Below are 23,415 nucleotides of genomic sequence, written 5' to 3'. Positions count from 1 at the left end.
GAACGACACCAGCCCGTCTTGGCCGACGAGGTATTCCACCGTGCCGGCTCCGTAGTAGCCGGCTTCGAGGCAGATGGCTTTGGCGCTGGAGTGGATTTCTTTGCGTTGGGCGTCGGTGAGGAACGGGGCGGGGGCTTCTTCGACGAGTTTCTGGAAGCGGCGTTGCAGGGAGCAGTCGCGGGTACCGGCGACGATGACGTTGCCGTGTTGGTCGGCGATGACCTGGGCTTCGACGTGGCGTGGCTTGTCGAGGTAGCGTTCGACGAAGCATTCCCCACGCCCGAATGCGGCGACGGCTTCGCGGGTGGCGGAGTCGAACAGTTCGGGGATTTCCTCGCGGGTGCGGGCCACTTTCATGCCGCGTCCGCCGCCACCGAATGCGGCTTTGATGGCGATGGGGAGGCCGTGTTCGTCGACGAACGCGAGGATTTCGTCGGCGTCCTTGACCGGTTCGGAGGTGCCGGGGACCGACGGTGCTTTGGCGCGGGCGGCGATGTGGCGGGCGGTGACCTTGTCGCCGAGGTCGCGGATGGACTGGGGGGACGGTCCGATCCAGATCAGGCCGGCGTCGATCACGGCCTGGGCGAAGTCGGCGTTCTCGGAGAGGAATCCGTAGCCGGGGTGGATGGCGTCGGCACCGGACTTGGCGGCGGCGTCGAGGATCTTGTCGATCACCAGATACGACTCCGCCGACGACTGCCCACCGAGCGCGAAGGCTTCGTCGGCCAGGCGTACGAACGGGGCATCGGCATCGGGCTCGGCATACACAGCGACACTGGCCAACCCGGCATCGGCGGCCGCCCGGATCACCCGCACCGCGATCTCACCACGATTGGCGACAAGAACCTTGGTGATCTGAGCACTGGCATGGCTGGGCACTGAGCCTCCTACGGATGTATTTCTCGCGTGCATCGTTGCGAACGTCACGTCGGAGTCTAAGCACCGGCACTGTCATCGCTGCAATCGGTCCACACAGCTGCAGTGCATCGGTGGCGAGCCGCCGGGGGCTACTGATTGGTAGCGATCTGACCGGAGTCGAGATGCCCGATATCGGAGCGCTCGTCGTCCGCATGAGGGAATCGGGCGGTGCCGGTGTCCGCGACATCGGTCAACAGCTTCCGGAAGGCACCGACGTACTCGTGGACCCGCGCGGTTGCCTGCTCGGTGTTGGGGTAGCGCGCCGCGATATTCATTCCCTGCGGTGTGCGATTGATCCAGATGTAGACGTCGTGCTGATACTGCTTACTACGCAGGGCTCGGGCGTTCCAGTCCGGCCAGTGCTCGGCGGCCGGTGCGAACCGGACATCCATGAACGACACGACGAAACGCGGGCGGGCGGAGTAGCCGAGAGTGGTGAACACGCGATCCAGAGGAACGCGGGCGATCGGTTTGGTCTTCTTCACCTCGGCCGAGGCCGCTGCCACCACCGAGCCGAACGAGTCCGTGCCGGCGATGTCGAACGATATGGGGCACAGTCCGACGAACCAACCCAGCGCGGAGGCCCATTGGGGCTCGTCTCGGGTGTGGACCGGAGTCACCGTGCGAAAGCGAGTGCCGCCGCCCAGTTCGGAACCGGTGATGGCCAGCACTGCGAGCAAACCGGCGAACAGGCTGTGCCCGGTCTTGCGGCACGCGACCGAGAACGCGTCGGCCTGATCGGGGTCGAGCACCCACGCGGACAAACCGCCCTGGGGCAGATCATCCGGGCTCGGATCACCGATGTCGAGGGGAAAGGCAGGTAGCTCGCCGTCGCCGTCGACGAGAAAGTCCCGCCAGATCCGCACAGCGTCGTGCGAATGCTCCAGTTCCGCATTCCTCTCGCGTTCGGAGGAACCGAAGTCGAGGTAGCTGCCGGCCTCGAAGAGGGCGGCAGGCGCACCGCCGAGTTCTTCTCCGTACAGAGCAGCGATCTCGTGGGCCACCAGCACCGTGGACAGCCCGTCGATGATCGAGTGATCCGCTGCGAAGAACACGGTGATCGGACGCGTCTCGTCCACCGGTTCGAGCGTCACGAAGGCATAGGCCGGCCAGATCAACGGCGAGGTGAACTCGTCGAAGAGATACTGCAGGTGCTCGAAGACCTCGCTCGATTGCGCGCACCGCTCCTGCTCGACCTGCCAGATGTCGATAGCTCCCTGTGCGGCGGTCACCCGCGTCATCTCGCCCGTCACCTCGTCGATCGACGCGCTCGAACGCATCGCCTCGTGCCGGTCTATCCAGTTCAGAACTGCCCGGCGAAACGCAGGCTTGTCCAAGGGGCCCGCGATCTCGAAGGCCGCGCCGAGCCATGACTCACGACCGCGACGAGGACTGCTCAGGCTCGTCCGCAGGTGTGCCTCGTGGACGTAGGACGTCGGCCTGGCGTCGGGCCGCCACCCTGCCGCTTCCGGCGTACGGGCCTGCGGGCCGACGCTGGGTATCCACTCGGTGAGCGTGCCCGCGGGAACCGCGTAGTCCGCCAACTCCGTGAACTCCATATCGGCAGCAACCAACCTTCGTCGTACGCATCGGGGGACAGGGCCCTTGCAGCCCTGCCGCGGAGTCTAACGACGACCCGTTGTATCGATCAAGACGACGGCGCGCTACCGTCGCCGTCGCCCGTCAACGCAGGTGACGCTTGATCCGCGCCAGCATCGCCGACATTCCGCGCAGTCGTAGCGGGCTGACCGCGTCGCTCAGCCCCAGCGCCGAGTAGAAGTCGTCCGGCACGTCGAGGATCTCCTGTGCGCTGAGACCGTCGAGTCCCTGCGCGAGGATCGAGGCGAACCCCCGCGTGGTCGGCGCTTCCGGCGGGGCGCTGAAGTACAACTGGATCCGCGCCGGATCTCCCGCGTCGACCGACAGGAACAGCGGAGACTGGCACTCCGGCACCGGTTCCATCGCATCCTGGGCCAGGTGCTCGGGCAGCGGAGGCAGTTCGCGACTGAACTCCAGCAGCAGCTGCAGTTTGTCCTGGCCCTCCACTGCGGCGAAGTCCTCGACGATCTCGGCCAGCGATTCCGGAAGGGAACTCATCGAGCCGCCGGAGCCGATCCGGGCTCCTCGCCCTTGGCGATCGGGACGCGAACGGCGTTGCCCCATTCGGTCCACGAGCCGTCGTAATTGCGAACCGAGTCGTATCCGAGGAGGTGGGTCAACACGAACCAGGTGTGACTCGACCGCTCACCGATGCGGCAGTAGGCGATCACCTCGTCGGTCGAGGAGGTGTCGGAGTAGATCTCGTCGAGTTCCTTGCGGGAACGGAAGCGTCCGTCCGGTGCAGCCGCCTTGGCCCACGGGATGCTCACGGCGGTGGGGATGTGGCCTCCTCGCAGCGCGCCTTCTTCCGGGTAGTCGGGCATGTGGGTGCGCTCGCCGGTGTACTCGGCGGGGGAGCGAACGTCGATCAGTGGCACGGTGCCGAGCGAGCCGAGCACGTCGGAGGCGAACGCACGGATGGGTGCGTCGTCACGCTCGACTACCGGGTAGTCGGTTGCGGGGAACTCGGGGACATCGAGCGTGGTGTCACGGTTCTCCGACAGCCAGGCGTCACGACCTCCGTCGAGCAGACGGACGTCCTGATGGCCGAAGAGGGTGAACACCCACAGTGCGTACGCGGCCCACCAGTTGCTCTTGTCGCCGTACACGACGATGGTGTCTTCTCGCGAAATACCCTTGCGGCTCATCAGTGTCGAGAACTGCTCGCCGTCGATGTAGTCGCGGGTGACCGGATCGTTGAGGTCGAGATGCCAGTCGATCTTGACGGCACCGGGGATGTGGCCGACGTCGTAGAGCAACACGTCCTCGTCGGATTCGACGACGCGAAGGCCGGGGGTGCCGAGATGAGCGGACAGCCATTCGGTCGATACGAGACGATCCGGATGCGCATAGTCGGCGAACGTTGCGTTGGAATCGGTTGGTACAGGCACGTATCGGCTCCTACAGAAGATATTCGGCTCGCGGCCCGCCCGGGGGTGAACGGACTGCACTGTCGATCCTATGCGGAATCGGTTCGTCAGGGCGTCAGGGCAGCGATGTCGGGCTTCGTTGTGCAGGCCCGCATGAGGGCGACGAGTTCGGCGGTGAACGCGGCCATCACCGCGCGTGCCGTGGGTGTGTCGGGGAAGCGTGCTCGCAGGGCCAGGCCCGAGGGGGTGTGGGAGACCCAGAACTGGGCGTCGTCGGACACCGTGGCATTGCTGATGTGGTGTGCGTTCGAGTCCTCGAAGAGTTCGTGTCCGTCGATTCTCGTGTAGTCGATGTAGGACACCATGAACACGTCTCGACGCGACAGCGTGAACGCATCGCCGAGATTGGCCAATACCTGGGGGATCGGGACGGTGCTCAACGGCAGTGCCGCCCGAAACGCGCTGTGGGCGGCGGTGATCGTGTCGGAGAGGTGGGTTCCGACCTCGACGGTCATGGGGGCATTGGTGGTGAACCAGCCCAGGGCTCGCGACCACTTCTGCTGATGGCGGGTGTGGAGCGGGAACAGAAACGGCATGCGGCTCGGTCCGCCGATGGCGGCACCGGCCTGCGCGATGGCAGCGACGACGCCTGCGAACATGCCGGCTCCCGATCCGGCGCAGAGCTGCTCGAATTCGAGGGTGTGCCGCGCATCGAGCAAGGGGGTGAGCGCCGTTGCCTGTGGCGCGGCGTCACCGTCGGCGAGGCCGAGGTCGAAGGGGAAACGCGGCGTGGTGCCCCCGCACTCGGTGAGAAAGTTCGCCCACCGCACCATGCGCTCGTCCGCGGGATCGACGCGCGGCTCGGTTGCCTCGATGCGGCAGTACTCGACGAACCCACCTACCGGAGGCAGGTCCACGTCCGGGCTCGACGGGCAGCGACGGTAGGCGTCGTACAGGGTGTGTATCTCGTCGACGACCACGGCGATGGACATGGCGTCGACGTTGGCGTGGTCGAATGCGCACAGCACGGTCGAGGTGTCCGGCCGGTCGATGCCGAAACAGGTGTACGACGGGAATTGCCGTGCATCACAGTGTAGTTGGAGTGCGCTTCGGAGCTGATCCCGAAGCGTGGACGCCGACGCGACAGCGGATCGAGTGGACTGCCGCATCTCGACGGCACCCGGCTCGTAGAGCGTCCGTTCGACCCCGGACGTTCTACGGACGAACGCACTGCGCAGGGTGTCGTGGCGGTCGATCAGACGCTCGAATGCCCACCCGAGTGCTTCGATATCGATGCTGCCCTGGACATCGAAGGACCCGGCGATCCAGACGCGCTCGGCCTCGTCCAGATCGCCCAGGTGAAACAGCTGGTTGAACGACGGTGGAATGGGCGAGGGTCGCGGATCGCCGGTGACGACGGCGGTGAACTCGATCAGCGCACCCGCACGCGGGGTGTACTCAGTGATCGAGGTGACCCGCACCGGCCGGCTCCTGAACGAGATGGTCGAGCGTGATGTCGTAATCACCCTCGCGGGCAATGGTGTTCAGCACGTGCGCGAGGTGGTCGTGGTATCGCTGCACCGCAGCGGCGGCGACCTCGGTATCGGGGGTTTGTGCCACCAGATACAGGTGCTCACCGTCTCGGTTGATCCACATCGATGCGTTGGACGTCGAACCTTCTCCGGTGAAGTGCTTCGCGCGTGTGTCGGCGTCTCGCCCGACGCCGGGGAACCAGCGAAAGTCGATGTACGAGAGCATGTTCGGGCTGACCGCCAGCTCGCTACCCAGAGTGCCGTCGGCAGCCAGAGCGCCGAGTACGGCGTGCACCGGGGCCTCGGCGATCTGTTTGGCCTCCTCGAAGCCTCGGTGCGCCAGGGCCGCGACGTCGGAGAACGTGTCGTGTCCTGCCACCTCGAACGCGACCGGAGCGAAATTGACGAACCAACCCTGAGACTGTCCGTAGTCACCGTAGTGCCGGGTACTCAGTACGGTGATCCCGAAGTAGTCGGTGGCACCGGCCAATTCGAAGTCGGTGATCCCGACGGCGGCGAAGATGCCGCTGCTCATCCGGGCCCCGGCGGCCTTGCATGCGGCGTCGAATGCGGCAGTCAGGTCCTTGTCCAGCAAGTGACGTTCGACGATGCGAACCGGGGCTTTCTCACCGGGTGCGAGCCCGAGGTCGAGTGGGAATCGGGGCATCCGGCCGTCGTGCCGGGTGAAGATGTCTCGCCAGGCGGCGATTTCGGGAGCATCGGACCCGAATGTTGCCGCTCGTGCCCGTTCGTCGGCGGCGTAGGTCAGATGGCTACCTACTTCTGCAAGTTCGGGTACCTGTGCTCCGGTCTCGAGGGCGTACAGATCGGCCAATTCGCTGATGACCAATGCCTGCGAACCGCCGTCGGTGAACGCATGGTCGGCACCGTAGTACAGGGTGAAGCTACCGGGCCTGGCGACGACACCGACGACGAAGCCGGGCCAGACGTCCGCGGTTGCCTCGGACGAGAACCGTTGGCGCACATAGCGTTGGAACTGCTCGTCGTCCGTCGACTCACCGGCGTCCGACACCTCGAACGCGGCTACCTCGGGGGTGGCGAGATGTCGAACGACGGTGTTGTTCTCGACCTCGAACCAGCAACGCAGGCCCTCGTGACGCACTACGTAGGCGGCCAGCGCGCGGCTCATCGCGTCCGTGTCCACGTCACCGTCGATCTCGGTTGCGACCCCGGTGTAGGCGGTGTGAACATCGCCGCGTTCGCGTGCCGCCCAGGCCGCCTTCAGATGGTCCTCCTGAAGAAACGACGGCGGAGCCGAATCGGCCGGTGCCGCAGCGGCGATCGCTTCGGCAGCCGCCGTCGGATGCCACTCGAGCAGACGGCCGGGAGCGGGATTCCACCTGCCCATTGCGGTGATGATCATCGTCGCTTCATCCTTTTCGGTTGGGGCCGCGGCCTGATTCGATGGCTCACTCTGCGGCGACGACCACCGACTGCGAGGCCGACGTGAGCACCGTATCGGCACCGCAGTCGGAGTCGATCACCGCCGTCAACACTGCGACGAACTCGGTGATGAAACGGTGGACGTTGGTGGATGCAACATCCGAACTGGGGAAGCGCGCGGAGATGTTGAGGCCTTCGAGCGTCCTGTTGACCCAGAAGTACACCTCGTCGTCGGCGTGGCAGTTGCTTCGCAGAGCCCGGCCCTTGCGGCCCTGCCACTGCGCGGCGTCCGGAAGGAACCGAAGGTCGATGTACGAGACCACGAATCGGGGAATCTCCGTCGACTCGAGGATCTGGGCGATCTTCGAGTACGGCATACGTGCCAGACCCTTGTTGGCCGCGCCCGCAGTTGCCGCGGCTTCGAGTGCCTCCCCGAAGGTGTGTGCGTTGTCGAGCTCGATCTCCATGGGCAGGATGCCGACGTACCACCCGACCGACGCAGCCCACTTCTGCTCGTCTCTGGTGTGCATCGGCATCACGGTGCGCAACGACGAGCGGCCGGACAGGCGCGAGTTCGTCAAGGCGAGAGCCGCGAGTATTCCGGCTTGCATGTTGTACCCGGCGGTACGGCACGCAGAGTTGAAGGCATCCGACTGGTCGGACGTCAGCAACCACGACGAGATGCTGCTCTGAGCAGCTGGACCTGCGGCAGCGGGTGCCCCGTCGACCGTCACCGGCAGTGGGAAGGCGGGGAAGCGTCCGTCCTCCACCGACAGAAATTCCTGCCAGGTGCGCACTGCGCTGTGGTCGCTGGTCAGCGTCTCGCCGAGAGTCCTCTCGGACTGGCTGAAGTCGACATAGCTACCTACTTCGGGTAACTCCGGGTCGATGCCGTCGAGGGCGTGTGCGTACAGGCGGTCGATCTCGTTGATGGCATAGATCTGGCTGTAGGCGTCCATCACCGAGTGGTCGGCGGCGAACGCGAGCAGGAACGACTCTCCCGGCCCGTTCGCCAGAGCGCGGGATGCGTCGTCCGGTTCGATGGTGGCGAGGACGAAGTGCGGCCACGCCGTCGGAGACACGGTTTCGCCGAACCAGGAGTGCAGGTGGCTGAAGACCTGAGTCTCGGTCCGGGGTTCGGTGTGTGCCCGATCGGTCACCTGCACCGCATCTGCCGGAGCGGTGTGGCGCAGCCACGAACCGGATTCCTCGTCGCGCCGAACCTTGGTGCGAAACGCCTCGTGGCGAGCCATGTAAGCGGCGATCGTTGCGCGCACTGCCTCGACGTCGTAGCGGCGATGAATCTCGAACACCGTGCCGATCCACGAGCCCGGTGCGCTGCGCTCGCAGTGGTCCTGGTGCGTGAAGGACAGGCCGCGGGGGTCCGGCGCCCAGCGGTCGTCGTCGACGCGGGGGACCCACTCGGTCAGGCGACCGGCGGGGAGGGGGTAGTCGGCGAGTTCGGTGTATTCCATGGGAGTCCTCTTCCGTTCCGGGCTCGGTCAGCGATGTTCGGCGTTCGTTCGGTATTGCGTGTCCGATTACGGTTGAGCCGCGCGTGTAAAGCAGCGGAGCGGTGCCCGTCGCGTCGACTCGTCGTTTATGTGTTTGCTGTTGGATTGCTGCTTTCATCATTGAAAGAACAACGTCATTGCCGTCGACCCGAAGTGAGTCCAGAACACACGATAGGGCGAAACCAAAATTATTTCGCTACGCGTAAAAGTAATACTTCTCACTGCCGAGCGTCTTGACCTGTCGATCCCGGATCTCCTGCCGAAGACGCCCCGACTGTCTCATCGTACGAGCGCATCACTGTTTTTGCTGGTCTTCTTCATGAATGTTCACACGGAAAGTGTGGTGCGGCACGGCTCGGACGACGAACTACGAGCCACCTCACTGGATAGGCCGAACATGATGCGGGGCACAATTCGGCGTGCATATCCTTGCACCTATTGTCGATTGCTAATACGTGGTAAGTGGCGAATTCTCACCGCTGCCTCGGTGTCGGAGATGTAGTACGTTCGGCGCGTGACTCGAATTGGATTTGCCGATCACCTATTCTTGAGAATGCACCACGGCATCGGATATCCCGTCTATAACCAGTTTTTGTGGTGGTTCGGCGAAACCGTCCGGCGCGACGACCTGGAAAATCTACGCAACAACCTGTCCGACGGTTTGCTTGCGCGCCGAGTGGTCTCCCCGACCGTGCCGACTGCTCGTGCTCGATGGGTGCGATCACCCGTCTCCCATTCACTGGACTTTCACTCGCAGTTCATCGACGAGGCCGACATACCGGCGTGGGCCGACGGCCGTCTCGATCCCGACATCGACCCCGAGACCGGTCTCGGATGGCGTCTGGCGGCGGCACCGGTGGCGAACGCCGGGACGGTCGTGTCCTTGGTCGCGTCGCACATGGTCGCCGACGGCGGTGCGCTGATCGAAGCAGTCCGTGCTGCGAACAACCGGTCGAAGCAAGGCCGGTTGGCTCCTGACGCCGACGGTATCGCAGCCATCGGCTCGGACCTCAGAGACGCCGCAGAGCAAGCGTGGTCCGTCGCTGGGTGGCTGGTGAACGCCGCCGCCGACGCACTGCCGATCCCGACCCGAACCGAGCCCGACGCGGTCGCCCCACGATCCCGCCCGACCCGGTCACAGGTGCCGGCCGACGCGATGGACTCCGACTGGGTATCACCTCACGCCGTGGCAGAGGTGGACGCGGGTGCCTGGACCGCAGCCGCCGAGCGATGGGGTGGTACGTCCAATTCGCTGTTCATCGCCGTCCTGACGGCAGCGTCCGGGAACGCCGGACGTGCCTCGATCGGCGACTCGGTGCAGTGGTCTCTGCCGGTCAGTGACCGCACCCCGGCCGACACCCGTTCCAACGCCACCAAGATCGTCAAGATCGACGTCCCCGTCACCGACGCCTCGGACCGCGACCTGACGACGATTCGGTCGATCAGCAAGGCGGCGTTCACCGCTTTCGCCGTGAGGCAGGCCGAAGGGCAGGCACCCACAGGCATCTCGCAGGCCCTCGTCCAAATGCTGCCCGACGCCGTGGTTGCGCGTGTTCCACAGCCGCGAGACGGTGCCGAAGGGCTCGCGTCCAACCTCGGTGTGCTGCCCGAGGACTTCACCACGGTGGCCGGCGTTCGGGCTCGCGCAGTCTCGGGCAGGGCGACGTTCGCGGGAGCCGATGCCGCATTCGCCCGGTCGCTCGACGGTGGTCTCACGGCCTGGGTGTGCGAGACGGGATCGAGCGTGACCGTGACCGTGCACGCCATGGATCCCGATCGCTTTGCCGACGAGGACGTCCTGCGTGAACACCTGACCGAGGCGCTCGCTCGATGGGAGCTGTCCGCGCGTTTCTGGTGACTGCGTCAGCGGTCGCGCGCGGCGGCTTCGGCAATGTCGGCAGCTGCAGCCACCGCCGTTGTGGTCGGGGCAACGACGTCGGCGAGTCGACGCGCCGCCTGCCTGGCGCGGTCGGTAGTGATATCGGTAATGGCCTGCTGCAACACGGATTCGGTCAGTGTCGAGAACTTCGTGCTGGCTCCGGCTCCGATCCGTCGTAGAGCGGTTCCCCAGTACGGCTGATCGGCGCTGAACCAACACACGAGCGTCGGTAGACCCGCCCGCGCAGTGGCCGCCGTCGTACCCGCGCCGCCGTGGTGCACCGCGGCGAGGCACTGCGGGAAAACAGTCCCATGATCGACCGAATCCACGATCTTGATGCTGGAGTTCGTCCGAGTCGCAACAGAATCGGCACCGACGAGGTTGCTCCAGCCGGCACAGACGAGAGCGCGAACACCGAGTTTTTCCACGACGTTCTCGATCATGCGCAGGAGGGCGGCCGGGTCGGGAACAGGCATGCTGCCGAATCCGAAATACACCGGTGCCGAGCCGGCCTTCAGCCATTCCTCCAGCGTTAGATCGGCCTCGAAGCGTCCACTGCTCAGGCCGAGGAATCCGACGAACGGACGAAGCGGTCCCCATTGCTCGGCGAGCCCTGGGAACAGCGCCGACTCGTAGGCCTGAATCTCGACCCCGCCGTAGCGTTCGGAGCGAACGGGCAACGAATCGCCGGTCGGTGCCATTCCGAGGGACACTCTCTGCGCGTTCTCTCGGGTCTTCATCGACTTCCAGCGCATCGACTCTGCCAATGCCCACATCGATCGATTGAGCCGGCCCGGCAGGGTGACTCCCGGAACCACGGGCACGACGTCGTTGCGCCGGAGTGGGCAATAGTGCAGTGCCACAAAAGCACTGCCCGCAGACTCGGCCATGTTGAAGGCCATTTCCTGCCCCAGCGAACCGGTGACGACCGCATCGCAACCCTCGGCCATCTGCTCGAGTTCGGCTGTCATCCGGTCCCAGCCGTAGTTGGCAAGCTCGGCCAGTGCCGCCAACCTGGTCCGCGGATTGCGTGATTTGATACGCACCCTGATCAGCTCGGACTCCAAGAGGCGCTGGGTGTCCGGGCCGAACGACACCACGCGGATCGGGTCGCACTCGGCCGTTGTCGTGCGCGCGAAGTCCAGCAGATTCGGCGGTGCGCCGAACACCACCTCGTGCCCGCGCTCTGCGAGTTCGACGCCCAGCGCCAGACCGGGCGTCACATCACCGCGGCTCCCGTTGAAGGGCATCACGAACTTCATACGGGCACTCGCAGTCGCGTCGGTTTCGGAGAGCGATCACAACCTATCAGCTTCGCTCGCAGTAGCCCGGTGCGGAAAACATATGGTGCGAAACACATTTGCGGCCCACCTGCGTCTGCACTCGTGCAGCGATAGTCTCTCGAGGTGGAAAGACTGACGTACGACGACGACCTGTTCCTCCGCATGGAATGCGTACTCGGGGTACCGGTGGTGAACCAGATCGTCTGGAAGTTCGACGGTGCCGTCGCACTCGACGCACTCGAATCGATGTGGCGAATGCTCGCCGCAGGTCCCATCGATCGATCCGTTCGGCGGACGCGGATGCCCGGAGCCCGTGACAGTTGGACGGCGGCGCGCCGATCGGCCGATCCCGTGGCGATCGAATCGTCGATCGACCGCACGGCGGTCGACAGGTGGATCGAGGACGAAGCCGCAGTGACGTTGGACCCGATCGGGGGACCGGCGTGGCGCTTGTCGGCCACCTCGGTCGACGGAGGCGGCACGATCGTGTCGCTGGTCGGCTCGCACGTGGTCGGCGACGGTGGGGCACTGACCTCTGCCGCCGCGGCTGCGCTCGCCGGACGCGCTGTACCCGACGACTTCGTACGCGTCGGACTCGATGACGACTCCGCGTCCTCGATGACGCTCACGGGAGCCGATGTGTCCGATGGTCTCGGCCGGATCGGTGCGTCGCTCTCGGGTGCGGCACGAGCGATCGGCCGCACCGCGGTGGAGACGGCGAGGGCACGGTTCACGGCGTCGGCCGGCCGGAGCAACGCCGCGCCGGACCCCACGAGCGCCGATCCGGACCGTCCGCGCGTGTTGGTCGCACCCGAGAACGGGGCGTGGGTTCCGAGCACCGTCGTTGTCGACTGTCTTTCCTCGCAGTGGTCCGCCGCTGCAGCGAGCAAGGGCGGCAGCTCCAACAGTCTGCTGGTCGCGGTGGTGCTCGGAATCCTGACCGGAAGCGGCAGGATCACAACGGAGGACAGGGTTCGCGTCGCCCTTCCGGTCAGTACCAGGACCACGGGAGATCGGCGCGCCAACGCGACCTCCGGTGTCTCGATTCACGTCGACGCCGGAGGGGCGTACCTCGACGATCTCGGAGCTATCCGCGCATCGAGCAAGCAGGCCTTCAGAACCCAGGCCGATCGCACCGTCACGACGACGTTCGAGCTTCTCAAACCGTTGATGCAGTTGCTGCCGGACGCGATCGTCGCCAAGCTCGCCGCGTCGGGATCGGCTCCGCTGTGCCTGTGTTCGAATCTCGGTGCACGAGGCGTCGCGCTGCGCACCATCGGCGGTGTCGACGCCACCGCGGTCGCGATGAGGTCGATCACGCAGAACACCGATGTGGACCTGCTGCGCCGCACCGGCGGCGGCGTCAGCGCCTGGTGGAACGAATCGGGGGAGCGCGCGACACTCTGCGTCACCGGGCTCGATCCGGACAGGTTTCCCAGCAAGGAGCACCTGCGTGGGCTCGTCGAGGCGGAGTTCGAACGATGGGGCCTGACGCCCGAATTCTGGTGACCTCGAGACAAGTCACAACTGCAGGCGAGGACGGATTTTCGACCGGATCGCCGGTGCGGCTATGCTTTCCGACTGTTCGAGTGTTCGAGCAGGTGTGAGAAAGGGGAGCGATCCATGGCAGTGGTCGTGTTGTTCGGGTCCGAGACCGGTACGGCCGAGGAGGTCGCCGACAAGATTGCGGACGTGCTGAGCGATCATGACGCCGAGGTACGCGACATGCTCGAGTACGAGGTGTCCGACATCGACACCGACGACTTCCACGTCGTCGTCTGCTCCACCTACGGAGACGGCGAACTCCCCACCGGTGCAGAGCCGTTCTTCGATGCACTCGTCGAGGACGCTCCGGATCTCGCCGGACTGCAGTTCGCGGTGTTCGGTCTGGGAGACCGGGTCTACGAGGACACCTTCAACCGTGGCGGCGAGATCCTCGCGGAGAAGCTCACCGAACTCGGCGGCAAGCAGGTCGGAACCCACGCTCGGCACGACAGCTCGTCGAACGTCAAGCCGAAGTCCATGGCCGAGGAATGGGCTCGGGAGTTGATCGACCTACTGCCCTGACGGTAACGACCGACCGCGACGGGTACCTTCCGGCGGAGCCGGGACGATCACGACGGTGTTCGGTCCCAGAGGGCAGCCAAGGACGTACCGACACGGGTGAGCAGCGTTCGCACCAGCGGCAGGCCTATTCCGATCACCGACGACGGATCGCCCTCGATGCGGTCGACGAACCAGCCGCCGAGGCCGTCCAGCGTGAACGCACCTGCCACCAGTAGCGGCTCACCGGAGGTGAGGTAGGCCTCGAGATCCACCGAGGACGGCGTCGCGAAATGCACGATGGTCGAGCTGTGCGCTGCAGCCTGCGCCACGACCACACCGTCGGTCACTCGGAGCACCGCGTGGCCCGTCAACAATTCGCCACTGTTGCCCGCCATCGACTGCCATCTTTCGCGCGCCACCTCGACCGAATGCGGCTTGCCGTGTAGTTCGCCGCCGATGGACAGCATCGAGTCGCAGCCGACTATCACCAGATCGTCGGCCGAATCCGAAAACGTCTCGGCCACTGCCGCTGCTTTGGCTCGGGCCAGCTCGGTGACCACCGTTTCCGGAGACGCAGACGGACCGAGCGCTGCGCTCAGTGCATCCTCGTCGACACCCGACACTCGGACGATCGGCTCCACACCGGCACCGCGGAGCACCGACAGGCGGGCCGGCGACGCCGACGCCAAAACCAGACGAAAAGGGCTTGGCGCAGCGTCGGAGGGCTCCACCGTCACCGCGGGTGGCGACCCGACGCGGCATACGAATACGCCGATCGAGCCACGAACCCACGATGCAACGATTCCGGCGAACCCCACAGCTCGCGGGGACGAGAATCGAACGTCGATTGCGACCCGTTCTGGGCCGCCGTCAGAACCGCCACCAGAGCGGCAAGTTCCTCGTCACTCGGATTGCCCTTCACCACGCTGACGGCAACGGGTGTTCCGGACTGTGCGGCGGCATCCACTGCGTCAAGATTCGCTTCGCTCGCTGCGTCGTGATTCGCTTCGCCGCTCATAGTGGGATGTTTCCGTGTTTCTTGGGTGGGAGGGTGACTTGTTTGCGTTCGAGCAGTCGTAGCGCGGTGACGATCTGGCCGCGGGTGTGACTGGGCGGGATGACGGCATCGAGGTAGCCGCGTTCGGCAGCGATGTAGGGGTTGACGAGGGTGTCCTCGTATTCCTGCTGCAGTGTCAACCGGAGAGCGTCGACGTCCTCACCGTTCTTCGCGGCCTCCAACAGTTTCTTGCGGTAGACGAACCCGACGGCACCGGAGGCTCCCATGACTGCGATCTGCGCGGTCGGCCACGCGAGGTTGACGTCTGCTCCCATGTGCTTGGACCCCATCACGTCGTATGCCCCGCCGTACGCTTTGCGGGTGATGACGGTGATCTTCCCGACGGTCGCTTCCCCGTAGGCGTACAACAGTTTCGCCCCACGCCGGATGATGCCGTTGAATTCCTGCCCCGTCCCGGGCAGAAAGCCCGGTACATCGACCAGGGTGATGATCGGGACGTTGAAGCAGTCGCACGTGCGGACGAAGCGGGCTGCTTTCTCGGAGGCATCGATATCGAGGGTGCCCGCGAACTGGGTGGGTTGATTGGCCACGATCCCCACCGACCGGCCGTCGATCCGCCCGAACCCGACGATGATGTTGCGGGCTCGACCTTCCTGGACTTCGAGGAATTCGTCGTCGTCGAGGATCCGGGTGATCACCTCGTGCATGTCGTACGGGGTGTTCGGTGAATCGGGGATCAGGGTGTCGAGTTCGAGGTCCTCGGCGGTCAGCGAGTCCTCGATCGCGCCGCTGATCGGATCCGACGCCGCCGTGCGGGGGGCGTCGGCGCGATTGTTCGACGGTAGGTAGGACAGCAGGTCCCGGACGTAGTCGAGGGCGTCCTGTTCGCCGGAGGCGACGTAGTGCGCGACCCCGGATTTCTCCATGTGGGTGTGGGCGCCACCGAGTTCTTCCATGGTGACGTTCTCACCGGTGACGGTTTTGATGACGTCGGGGCCGGTGACGAACATCTGGCTCGTGCCGTCGACCATGACCACGAAATCGGTCAGGGCCGGGGAGTAGACGTGCCCGCCTGCGGCGGGTCCCATGATCACCGAGATCTGCGGGATCACCCCGGACGCGCGGACGTTGCGGTGGAAGATCTCCCCGTACAACCCGAGGGAGACCACCCCTTCCTGGATGCGGGCTCCGGCACCTTCGTTGATCCCGACCAGGGGCCGGCCGGTCTTGATCGCCAGGTCCATCACCTTGACGATCTTCTCGCCGTAGATCTCCCCCAAGCTGCCACCGAAGACGGTCGCGTCCTGGGAGAACACGCACACATCGCGGCCATCGACCGTGCCGTAGCCGGTGACGACACCGTCACCGAACGGCCGGTTGTCGGCCAACCCGAAATTCTGTGAGCGGTGCCGCGCCAACGCGTCGAGTTCGACGAACGATCCCTCGTCGAGCAACGCCGTGATCCGCTCCCGCGCAGTCAGCTTGCCCTTGGCATGGACCCGCTCCACCGCTGCCTCACCCGACGGAATCTCCGCAACCGCGAGACGTTTACGAAGATCGGCCAACTTACCCGCAGTGGTATGGATATCAGGGGTTTCGGCCGACCCGTGTGCAGTGGAATCCTGGACGCTGGTCATGGGGCACCACTTTAACGGCGAGTGTGATCTGGGCCCCGACCGAGGGTGGTTCGCCGAAGCCGATCGTGCCTCGCCGAGCCCATATGCTGGTCGGTATGTGGACAAACCTCGATCGCCCACCACTGGACGTTCGCGCGCTTCGCCGGGCGCTGGTGGATGGACCGCAGGCATCCTGGTCTCGGTTGGACGTGGTGGCCGAAACCGGTTCGACCAATGCCGACCTGATCGCGGGGGCTGCGAACTACGCAGACCGAACAGCCCTGCTCGCCGAGCATCAGGGCAGCGGACGCGGCAGGCATGCGCGACCGTTTTCCGGTGCGCCCCGGTCGCAGATCCTGGTATCGATGCTGTTGAAGTTTCCCGGAATCGATCCCGCGGTCCTCGGGTGGGTGTCGCTCATGACCGGAATCGCACTGGTCGACGCGTTGCGCACCGTCGGTGAAGTCGATGCTCGACTGAAATGGCCCAACGACGTACTGATCGATGGCAAGAAGGTCTCGGGCATCCTGGCCGAGGTCGCCGCGCACGGGCCGTCGCCCACTGTCGTTATCGGACTCGGGGTGAACGTGTCGATGACGGCCGACGAGTTGCCTGTGCCGACGGCGACGTCACTGGCGCTGGAGGGGGCTGCGGTTCTCGACCGCGACACGTTGGTGCGGGCGATTCTGCGTGCGATGGCCGCCGAGGTGGATTCGTGGCGGGACTCGAACTGGAACACCGATGCGCTCGCTCACCGGTACCGGGAGAGGTGCGGCACCATCGGGCAGCGCGTGCGGGTGGACCTGCCCGGCGGCGACGACAAGGTCGGAACTGCGGTCGATGTCGACGAGCACGGGCGCATCGTGATCGAGGTGGAGCACACCGGGACCGAGAGCCCGTCGGTGTTGGCCGTTGCCGCCGGTGACGTCACCCATCTACGACCTCTCACGTGAGACCATCTCAGCTCGACGGAAGCTGTAGCAAGTAGTCAGGAGTGCACGGTGGGCTATCCCCAAGATGCGTTGGCCGATGAGGAAGAGCTCCTGCTTCATCATCACCCGCACTGGAAGATGCTGATCCTGCCGTCGATCACCTTCGTGATCGCCACAGGTGTGGCGGGCGTCGCCCTCGGCGCTGCGAGTGCACGGCTCGAATCGACCGCTGCGAACGTGGCGATGATCGCCGCGGCTGTGCTGTGGGCGGTGATCGTCGGGTGGCGTTGTCTGGTGCCGCTGATCAGCTGGAAGTGCACCCATTTCATCGTCACCGATCGGCGGGTGTTGATTCGGCAGGGTGTGCTCACGCACTCCGGTATCGACATTCCGATGAGCCGGATCAGCAACGTGCAGTTTCGACACGGGCTGGTCGATCGGATGTTGCGCACCGGCACCCTCATCATTGCCTCGGCATCGGACGATCCACTCGAGTTCGACGACATTCCCCAGGTGCAACGAGTCCATTCATTGCTTTACCAGCAGGTATTCGACTCGATGGAATACCGCCGCGAGTCCGTGCACGGGCGGGAGACGGCGTTCGAGTCCATGCCCGAGGATTCGGCCGCCGAGTCCAAGCCCGGTTGGCGCGCGGGCAAACGCAGGTAACACAGGCTGTTCTCACCTTCGAACCGTATGGTGACCGATGTGACCGACGTGCTACTTGCCGAAGACGACGAAGCCATCGCTGCACCCCTGTCTCGCGCCCTCGGGCGCGAGGGCTACACGGTGACCGTCGAACAGACCGGTCCCGCCACTCTCCAGCGTGCACTGGACGGAAAATTCGATCTGCTGATCCTCGACCTGGGCCTGCCGGGGATGGACGGTCTCGAAGTGTGTCGGCAGGTTCGCGCCAACCGATCCGAGGTGGCCGTCCTCATGCTCACTGCACGAACCGACGAGGTCGACTTCGTCGTCGGCCTCGATGCCGGAGCCGACGACTACGTCGGCAAGCCCTTCCGGCTCGCCGAGCTCATGGCTCGCGTACGTGCGCTCCTTCGTCGCCGGGGTGCCGGAGATGATTCCCCGATCGAGGTCGGTGCCATTCGCCTCGAACCCGCCGCTCGACGCGTCCTCGTCGGTGGCACCGAGATATCCCTCGCCAACAAGGAATACGAGCTGCTCAAGGTCCTGCTCGACCACGCGGGCCAAGTCGTCTCTCGCGAGGTGATCCTGCGCGAGGTCTGGGGCGACGCAGAGCTGCGGGGGTCGAAGACTCTCGACATGCACATGTCCTGGCTGCGGCGCAAGATCGGTGACGAAGGACCTGTGGCCGAACGCCGTATCGCGACGGTTCGCGGCGTCGGATTCCGCATCAACAGCGACTAGCGGTCGATGCGCCGTCGAATTCTGGTCTCGATTCTCGCTGTCGTCGTCATGACGGCTTTGCTGCTCGGTCTGCCCCTGATGTACACCGCGTGGCTGTGGGTGGAGGATTTCACTCGCAACGACCTGCAGGCCCGCCTGGACCGGATGGCGGCGGAGATCATCTCGCAGGAAGGGTCGGCGGGGCTGATCGAGGGCCAACTCGACATCGGTTCACTTCGGCTGGCGATCCCGCAGGGCGGTCGCCTGGTGGTGATCTACCCGACCCCGGAGGACGCCGCCTCGCGCGCAGACATCGGCGAAGCGTCCGTGCCTCGTCCGCTGGTCGAGTCCCTGTCGATGGGTACCTCGGGTTCGCTTCGACTCGAAGTGCCGTCGGACGACATGCGTTCACTGCAACGCCAGGCGCTCGGAGCGGTGACTCTCGTCGTTCTGGCGTCCGCGATGGCGGGCACGGTTGTCGCTGTCGTCACGGCGAAGCGCTTGGCCGATCCGCTGCAGGACGTGGCACGTCGAGCTGCCCGACTCGCCGAAGGTGACTTCCGGCCGGACCCACGACGGCACGGGATCGCCGAACTCGATCGAGTCTCGGAGGTTCTCGACTCGGCCACCGTGGAGATCGCCGGCCGGCTGCAGCGCGAACACACGTTGGTCGCAGACGTCTCGCATCAACTTCGCAGCCGCCTGACGGCCGTTCGTCTGCGCCTGGACGAAATCTCCACGCACCCGGACCCGGCGGTGGTCGACGAGGCCAACGAGGCGATGGATCAGGTCGATCGGCTGACGCTGGCCATCGACGAGCTCGTACGGTCCTCTCGCAGTGACGGCGCGGCCGGGGCACACGAAGTGTCGGTGGTCGAGGAACTGATCGGGACCATCATCGAGTGGCAGCGAAACTTCGAGGACGTGGGTCGGACGTTGGTCATCAGGGGAGACGAGGATCTGAAGGCGTCGGTGACGGGATCGCGATTGCGCGAGGCCGTCTCGGTGCTGATCGACAACTCTCTGGTGCACGGCGACGGAGCCTGCATGGTGGCCGTCCGGGCGGTCTCGGCGAAGGAGAGCACCGAGCGACGCCGCGAACCTCTGGTCTGCGTCGAGGTCTCGGACGAGGGCCCGGGGGTGAGCAACGAACTCGCCCCGCACATCTTCGACCGCGGATTCTCCGGTGCCGGCTCCACCGGTGTCGGGCTCGCGCTGGCCCGGGCCCTGATCGAGGCGGACGGCGGCAGGCTCGAACTGCAGCGGCGCCGACCCGCTCTGTTCTCGGTGTTCGTGCCTGCATGGCGTGAACCGTCGCCTGCCGTGCGAAGCAGCGAACCGCGCTGAGTCGGTTCAGGGTTTGTCGAGTGCGTCCGCTGCGTCGGTGGGGTCCTCGTTGCGTTCGGCGTCGACCTCGAGGATCGTGCGCGCGTTGTCCTCGGGAAACGCGAACCGTCGCAGAGCCCAGAATCGGAACGCCATCTGCAGCAGATTGCCGATGATGTAGTTGAGGACGAAGTCGATGACCACCAGCGTGGTCAGCGATTCGCTGGTCTCGCGAATGTCGAAGATGTTGTTCGCAATCCACAGCGGACCGGCCGCGATGAGCACGCCGATGCCGCTGATGGCGAAGAACAGCAGCGCCTCGTGGTGCCGTTCGCGTCCGCCGCGGTGCTTGAACGCCCATTCGCGATTGAGGAAATAGCTCAGCAGGGTGGCGAGAACGCCGGAGATGATCTTGGCGATCACCGGCTTCTGTTCGAGCACCGTCAGACTCAGCGAGTAGAAGATGACGAGGTCGAAGACCATTGTCGTACCACCCACGATGGCGAACTTGATCAGCTCACTGTGCCGAATCGCGAGGTCACGAATGGGCGTGGGTAAGCGATGAAGCACGCTGTCGATCGTCGGCACAACGCTGAAGTCTACGAAACACCCCCTCGATCCGACGAACCGACGCTCTGATCATCAGGGTTTCCACAGGTCCGCACCGACTCCGCGGTCTCGCGTGCGGCTGCCGGTTCGGACCGATGTCGCGCGACATGACACCATGGTGAGCCGTGACAGGTACCGAACCGCGCCCCACTGCCGCGCGCCCGTCGTCGACCGGAATGCCCGTGGTGACGATGATCGGCGGTGGTCAGCTCGCCCGCATGACCCATCAGTCCGCGATCGAGCTCGGACAAACTCTCCGCGTGCTCGCCGCGGGTGCCGACGAGCCGGCAGCGCAGGTCAGCCCCGACGTCGTTTTCGGTCACCACGACGACCTCGATGCTCTGCGCACCGCCGCTACCGGTTCCAACGCGCTGACCTTCGATCACGAGCATGTGCCGACCGAGCACCTCGAGACTCTCGTGGCCGAGGGCGTCAACGTGCAGCCGCCGCCGAGTGCGTTGATCTACGCGCAGGACAAACTGCGCATGCGACGCAAACTCGCCGAGCTCGGCGCGCCCGGACCCGCCTACGCGGAGGTCTCGTGGGCGCAGGACGCGGTCGCCTTCGGTGACGAGCACGGGTGGCCGGTGGTGCTCAAGGCCGTCCGCGGCGGCTACGACGGCCGCGGGGTCTGGATGCCCGCCGACGCAGAGGAAGCCGAGGAGATCGTCACCGCACAGCTCGACCTGGGCGTACCGCTCATGGTGGAGGAGAAGGTCGCCATGCGCCGCGAGCTGTCGGCCATGGTTGCTCGGTCACCGTTCGGGCAGGGTGCGGCCTGGCCCGTCGTGCAGACGGTGCAGCGCAACGGCCAGTGCGCCGTGGTGCTGGCACCGGCCCCTGACCTCGATGAGGACGTCGCTACGTTCGCGGGCAAGCTCGCCCTCGACATCGCGAGTGCGCTCGGTGTGGTCGGAGACCTTGCGGTCGAACTGTTCGAGACCACCTCGGGCAAGCTTCTGGTGAACGAACTGGCCATGCGACCACACAACTCCGGTCACTGGACCATGGACGGGTGCCGCACCTCGCAGTTCGAGCAGCACCTACGCGCAGTACTGGACTACCCGCTCGGCGACACCGATCCACTGGCTCCCGTGACGGTGATGGCCAACATTCTGGGCGCGCCGGATGCGCCCGAGATGACGATGGACGAGCGGCTGCATCACCTGTTCGCACGCATGCCGGATGCGAAGGTGCATCTGTACGGCAAGAGCGAGCGCAAGGATCGCAAGATCGGCCACGTCAACATCCTGGGCTCGCAGTCGGGTTCGCTCGCCGATCCCGACTATGTGGCCTCGGTGCGCGAGCGAGCCGAACGCGCAGCGCACTGGATGTCGCACGCCGAATGGACCGATGGATGGGACCCGCACGATGCCTGACACCTCCAACTCCACTCCTGCCGTCGGCCTGATCATGGGCAGCGACTCCGACTGGCCGACGATGGAAGCCGCAGCCGAAGCGCTGGCGGAGTTCGGGATTCGGTTCGAGGTCGGCGTCGTGTCGGCGCACCGCACTCCGCAGCGCATGCTCGACTACGCGCGCGAGGCCGCGGACCGCGGCATCCGAGTGATCATCGCCGGAGCCGGGGGAGCAGCCCACCTGCCCGGCATGGTGGCGTCGGCGACGCCGCTTCCGGTCATCGGTGTTCCGGTGCCGCTGAAGTACCTCGACGGTATGGACTCACTGCTCTCGATCGTCCAGATGCCTGCAGGTGTTCCCGTGGCCACGGTCTCCATCGGCGGCGCTCGGAACGCAGGTCTGCTCGCTGTCCGGATTCTCGGTGCGTCCGATCCGGCTCTGCAACAACGGATGTCGGAGTTCCAGGCCTCACTGGAGGCGATGGTGCTGGAGAAGGACAAAGCGCTGCGCACCACCCTGCTGGGGTGAGCGGAACCGTGTCACGGCGCGAGCAGCTCAGGCGCGCAGGTCGCGGTAGTCGGCAGGCCGTGTTCGTGACCCGGCTCGCCTTGCTCTACGCCGGGCTGTGGCGCGGTACGGCGAGCTTCGACGACGAGTTCGAGATCTTCGTGTGCACGGGGCTGCGCGGCGGATTCGGGCGCGGGGGAACGACATTCGGTGGTGCCTATCTGACGAAGGGCAACACCGCTCGGCGCGTGTTGCGACACGAGTCCGTGCACGCCGACCAATGGGCCCGTTTCGGGCTCACCTTCCCGTTCCGCTACCTTGCCGAGGAAGCCCGACATCGGGGCCCGGCCAACAAATACGAGAGAGAGGCCGGACTGGCAGACGGGGGCTATCGTCAGCCCGGCTGAGCGATGGTGGCGGTGACCTTCTCGGTCTCGGCGCGCCGCTGTGACTTCGTCTCGTCCGGATTCGCCACCTGAACCAGTGACGCTCCGGTGACGAGCACCGAGAGCAGCCCGTCTGTCAGTTCGTCGGCTGTGGTCCAGTGTGCGCTGGACATCACCCGGTCCGATGCGGTCAGCGACCTGGCGTCGGCCCGATCACGTGCGGCAGCGAGTACCTCGTCCACCGAACGCCCGTCCAGAGCCGCACTTTCACCCCCGGAATCCATGGCCCTGAATTGATCGCCGTGCACCCGCACCGACGTCGCGTAGTCGGTCATTCCGATGGGCAGATCGGGGACGGCCTTGCCGAACGCGTCGAGCGAGAAGGCCAGCACCTCGTCGACGTCGGGGGCCTCGTCGAGGCGATCGCCCGAGACCAACGCCACGTCGGCGGAGTCGTCGGCCCCGAGGATCACCTCGCCGCCCGCCCACCAGATCCCGAGTAGCGCCGCAGCCGTCTGCCAGTGCGCGGGTAGCAGCACACTCACCCTGCCACCCACCTCGAACGCGAACTCGTCGCGCAACAGATTGGCGGTCTTGGCCGCCCAGTTCGCAAGGGTCACCGCCGACACCTCGACCCGCTCGCCGGTCGCATCGTCGTAGAACGTGACGCGCGGACCGGCCGGATCGGCGGCGAGAATCGGGTCGAGCAGGGTCTGAGTCAGATTCGAGGCCACCCCACGACCCTAGAT

At 65.6% G+C, this 23,415-nt stretch carries 23 protein-coding genes; 10 read left to right on the top strand and 13 right to left on the bottom strand.

Annotated elements, in window-relative coordinates; all coding sequences use genetic code 11:
• The 7 genes from MTX35_RS03490 to MTX35_RS03460 all read right to left on the bottom strand — a co-directional run.
• Positions 1-879: biotin carboxylase N-terminal domain-containing protein (locus tag MTX35_RS03490; protein ID WP_243593578.1), on the bottom strand; the 879-nt coding region annotated here is incomplete at its 3' end.
• Between the two features lie 128 nt (positions 880-1,007).
• Positions 1,008-2,477, bottom strand: a complete 1,470-nt coding sequence (locus MTX35_RS03485; protein ID WP_243593577.1) for a condensation domain-containing protein — start codon at positions 2,475-2,477, stop codon at positions 1,008-1,010.
• A gap of 124 nt (positions 2,478-2,601) precedes the next feature.
• Positions 2,602-3,015: a SufE family protein gene (locus MTX35_RS03480; RefSeq protein WP_243593576.1), complete on the bottom strand. Its 414-nt coding sequence runs from the start codon at positions 3,013-3,015 to the stop codon at positions 2,602-2,604.
• On the bottom strand, positions 3,012-3,908 hold the full coding sequence (locus MTX35_RS03475; RefSeq protein WP_243593575.1) for a sulfurtransferase: 897 nt from the start codon (positions 3,906-3,908) through the stop codon (positions 3,012-3,014). The genes MTX35_RS03480 and MTX35_RS03475 overlap by 4 nt, the downstream gene beginning before the upstream one ends.
• Before the next feature lie 86 nt (positions 3,909-3,994).
• On the bottom strand, positions 3,995-5,368 hold the full coding sequence (locus tag MTX35_RS03470; RefSeq protein ID WP_243593574.1) for a condensation domain-containing protein: 1,374 nt from the start codon (positions 5,366-5,368) through the stop codon (positions 3,995-3,997).
• Complete coding sequence (locus MTX35_RS03465) at positions 5,346-6,803, bottom strand: condensation domain-containing protein (RefSeq protein ID WP_243593573.1); 1,458 nt, start codon at positions 6,801-6,803, stop codon at positions 5,346-5,348. Before MTX35_RS03465 ends, MTX35_RS03470 begins: the two co-directional genes overlap by 23 nt.
• 46 nt (positions 6,804-6,849) lie before the next feature.
• Positions 6,850-8,298: a condensation domain-containing protein gene (locus MTX35_RS03460; protein WP_243593572.1), complete on the bottom strand. Its 1,449-nt coding sequence runs from the start codon at positions 8,296-8,298 to the stop codon at positions 6,850-6,852.
• Positions 8,299-8,851: 553 nt separating this feature from the next.
• Between MTX35_RS03460 and MTX35_RS03455 the strand changes: the two genes are divergently transcribed.
• A complete protein-coding gene (locus tag MTX35_RS03455; protein ID WP_243593571.1) occupies positions 8,852-10,195 on the top strand; it encodes a hypothetical protein in 1,344 nt (447 codons plus the stop codon).
• A 5-nt stretch (positions 10,196-10,200) separates the two neighbouring features.
• Here MTX35_RS03455 and MTX35_RS03450 read toward each other — a convergent pair whose 3' ends face one another.
• Positions 10,201-11,466: a glycosyltransferase gene (locus tag MTX35_RS03450; protein ID WP_243593570.1), complete on the bottom strand. Its 1,266-nt coding sequence runs from the start codon at positions 11,464-11,466 to the stop codon at positions 10,201-10,203.
• A gap of 156 nt (positions 11,467-11,622) precedes the next feature.
• On the opposite strand from MTX35_RS03450, the gene MTX35_RS03445 reads away from it, so the two are divergent.
• Together MTX35_RS03445 and MTX35_RS03440 are read left to right on the top strand one after the other, a co-directional pair.
• Positions 11,623-13,008, top strand: a complete 1,386-nt coding sequence (locus MTX35_RS03445) for a hypothetical protein (protein WP_243593569.1) — start codon at positions 11,623-11,625, stop codon at positions 13,006-13,008.
• Between the two features lie 114 nt (positions 13,009-13,122).
• Positions 13,123-13,566: a flavodoxin domain-containing protein gene (locus tag MTX35_RS03440; RefSeq protein ID WP_243593568.1), complete on the top strand. Its 444-nt coding sequence runs from the start codon at positions 13,123-13,125 to the stop codon at positions 13,564-13,566.
• Positions 13,567-13,613: 47 nt separating this feature from the next.
• On the opposite strand, the gene MTX35_RS03435 is transcribed toward MTX35_RS03440, so the two are convergent.
• Genes MTX35_RS03435 through MTX35_RS03425 form a run of 3 tightly spaced genes read right to left on the bottom strand, consistent with a single transcriptional unit; the run spans position 13,614 to position 16,200 of the window.
• Positions 13,614-14,276 carry a nucleoside triphosphate pyrophosphatase gene (locus MTX35_RS03435; protein ID WP_243593653.1) on the bottom strand — a complete coding sequence of 221 codons (663 nt, stop codon included), beginning with the start codon at positions 14,274-14,276 and terminating at the stop codon, positions 13,614-13,616.
• A 2-nt stretch (positions 14,277-14,278) separates the two neighbouring features.
• Positions 14,279-14,563, bottom strand: coding sequence for an acyl-CoA carboxylase epsilon subunit (locus tag MTX35_RS03430; protein WP_243593567.1), 285 nt, complete (start codon positions 14,561-14,563; stop codon positions 14,279-14,281).
• A complete protein-coding gene (locus MTX35_RS03425; protein WP_243593566.1) occupies positions 14,560-16,200 on the bottom strand; it encodes an acyl-CoA carboxylase subunit beta in 1,641 nt (546 codons plus the stop codon). The genes MTX35_RS03430 and MTX35_RS03425 overlap by 4 nt, the downstream gene beginning before the upstream one ends.
• Before the next feature lie 95 nt (positions 16,201-16,295).
• On the opposite strand from MTX35_RS03425, the gene MTX35_RS03420 reads away from it, so the two are divergent.
• The 4 genes from MTX35_RS03420 to MTX35_RS03405 are packed head-to-tail and all read left to right on the top strand — an operon-like array spanning position 16,296 to position 19,826.
• Entirely contained in the window at positions 16,296-17,132 is an 837-nt protein-coding gene (locus tag MTX35_RS03420) for a biotin--[acetyl-CoA-carboxylase] ligase (protein WP_243593565.1), read from the top strand.
• A gap of 48 nt (positions 17,133-17,180) precedes the next feature.
• Positions 17,181-17,780 carry a PH domain-containing protein gene (locus tag MTX35_RS03415; protein ID WP_243593564.1) on the top strand — a complete coding sequence of 200 codons (600 nt, stop codon included), beginning with the start codon at positions 17,181-17,183 and terminating at the stop codon, positions 17,778-17,780.
• Positions 17,781-17,819: 39 nt separating this feature from the next.
• Positions 17,820-18,500, top strand: coding sequence for a response regulator transcription factor (locus tag MTX35_RS03410; protein WP_243593563.1), 681 nt, complete (start codon positions 17,820-17,822; stop codon positions 18,498-18,500).
• A gap of 6 nt (positions 18,501-18,506) precedes the next feature.
• On the top strand, positions 18,507-19,826 hold the full coding sequence (locus MTX35_RS03405; RefSeq protein WP_243593562.1) for a HAMP domain-containing sensor histidine kinase: 1,320 nt from the start codon (positions 18,507-18,509) through the stop codon (positions 19,824-19,826).
• A gap of 6 nt (positions 19,827-19,832) precedes the next feature.
• Here the strand turns inward: MTX35_RS03405 and MTX35_RS03400 are convergent, their stop codons facing one another.
• Complete coding sequence (locus MTX35_RS03400; RefSeq protein WP_243593561.1) at positions 19,833-20,393, bottom strand: GtrA family protein; 561 nt, start codon at positions 20,391-20,393, stop codon at positions 19,833-19,835.
• A gap of 146 nt (positions 20,394-20,539) precedes the next feature.
• Here MTX35_RS03400 and MTX35_RS03395 point away from each other — a divergent pair, with 146 nt between their 5' ends.
• From MTX35_RS03395 to MTX35_RS03385, 3 genes are read left to right on the top strand one after another with little or no spacing between them, the layout of a single operon-like run.
• Complete coding sequence (locus MTX35_RS03395) at positions 20,540-21,793, top strand: 5-(carboxyamino)imidazole ribonucleotide synthase (protein ID WP_243593560.1); 1,254 nt, start codon at positions 20,540-20,542, stop codon at positions 21,791-21,793.
• Positions 21,786-22,301: a 5-(carboxyamino)imidazole ribonucleotide mutase gene (gene purE / locus MTX35_RS03390; protein WP_243593559.1), complete on the top strand. Its 516-nt coding sequence runs from the start codon at positions 21,786-21,788 to the stop codon at positions 22,299-22,301. The genes MTX35_RS03395 and purE overlap by 8 nt, the downstream gene beginning before the upstream one ends.
• A complete protein-coding gene (locus tag MTX35_RS03385; protein WP_243593558.1) occupies positions 22,298-22,687 on the top strand; it encodes a hypothetical protein in 390 nt (129 codons plus the stop codon). The genes purE and MTX35_RS03385 overlap by 4 nt, the downstream gene beginning before the upstream one ends.
• On the opposite strand, the gene MTX35_RS03380 is transcribed toward MTX35_RS03385, so the two are convergent.
• A complete protein-coding gene (locus MTX35_RS03380) occupies positions 22,675-23,400 on the bottom strand; it encodes a TIGR03089 family protein (protein ID WP_243593557.1) in 726 nt (241 codons plus the stop codon). The genes MTX35_RS03385 and MTX35_RS03380 overlap by 13 nt on opposite strands.
• Positions 23,401-23,415 lie beyond the last annotated feature (15 nt).

The organism is Rhodococcus sp. ARC_M12 (assembly GCF_022810385.1).
In the GTDB taxonomy this organism is placed as follows: domain Bacteria; phylum Actinomycetota; class Actinomycetes; order Mycobacteriales; family Mycobacteriaceae; genus Rhodococcoides; species Rhodococcoides navarretei.
This window is presented reverse-complemented; position numbering and strand designations above follow the sequence as displayed.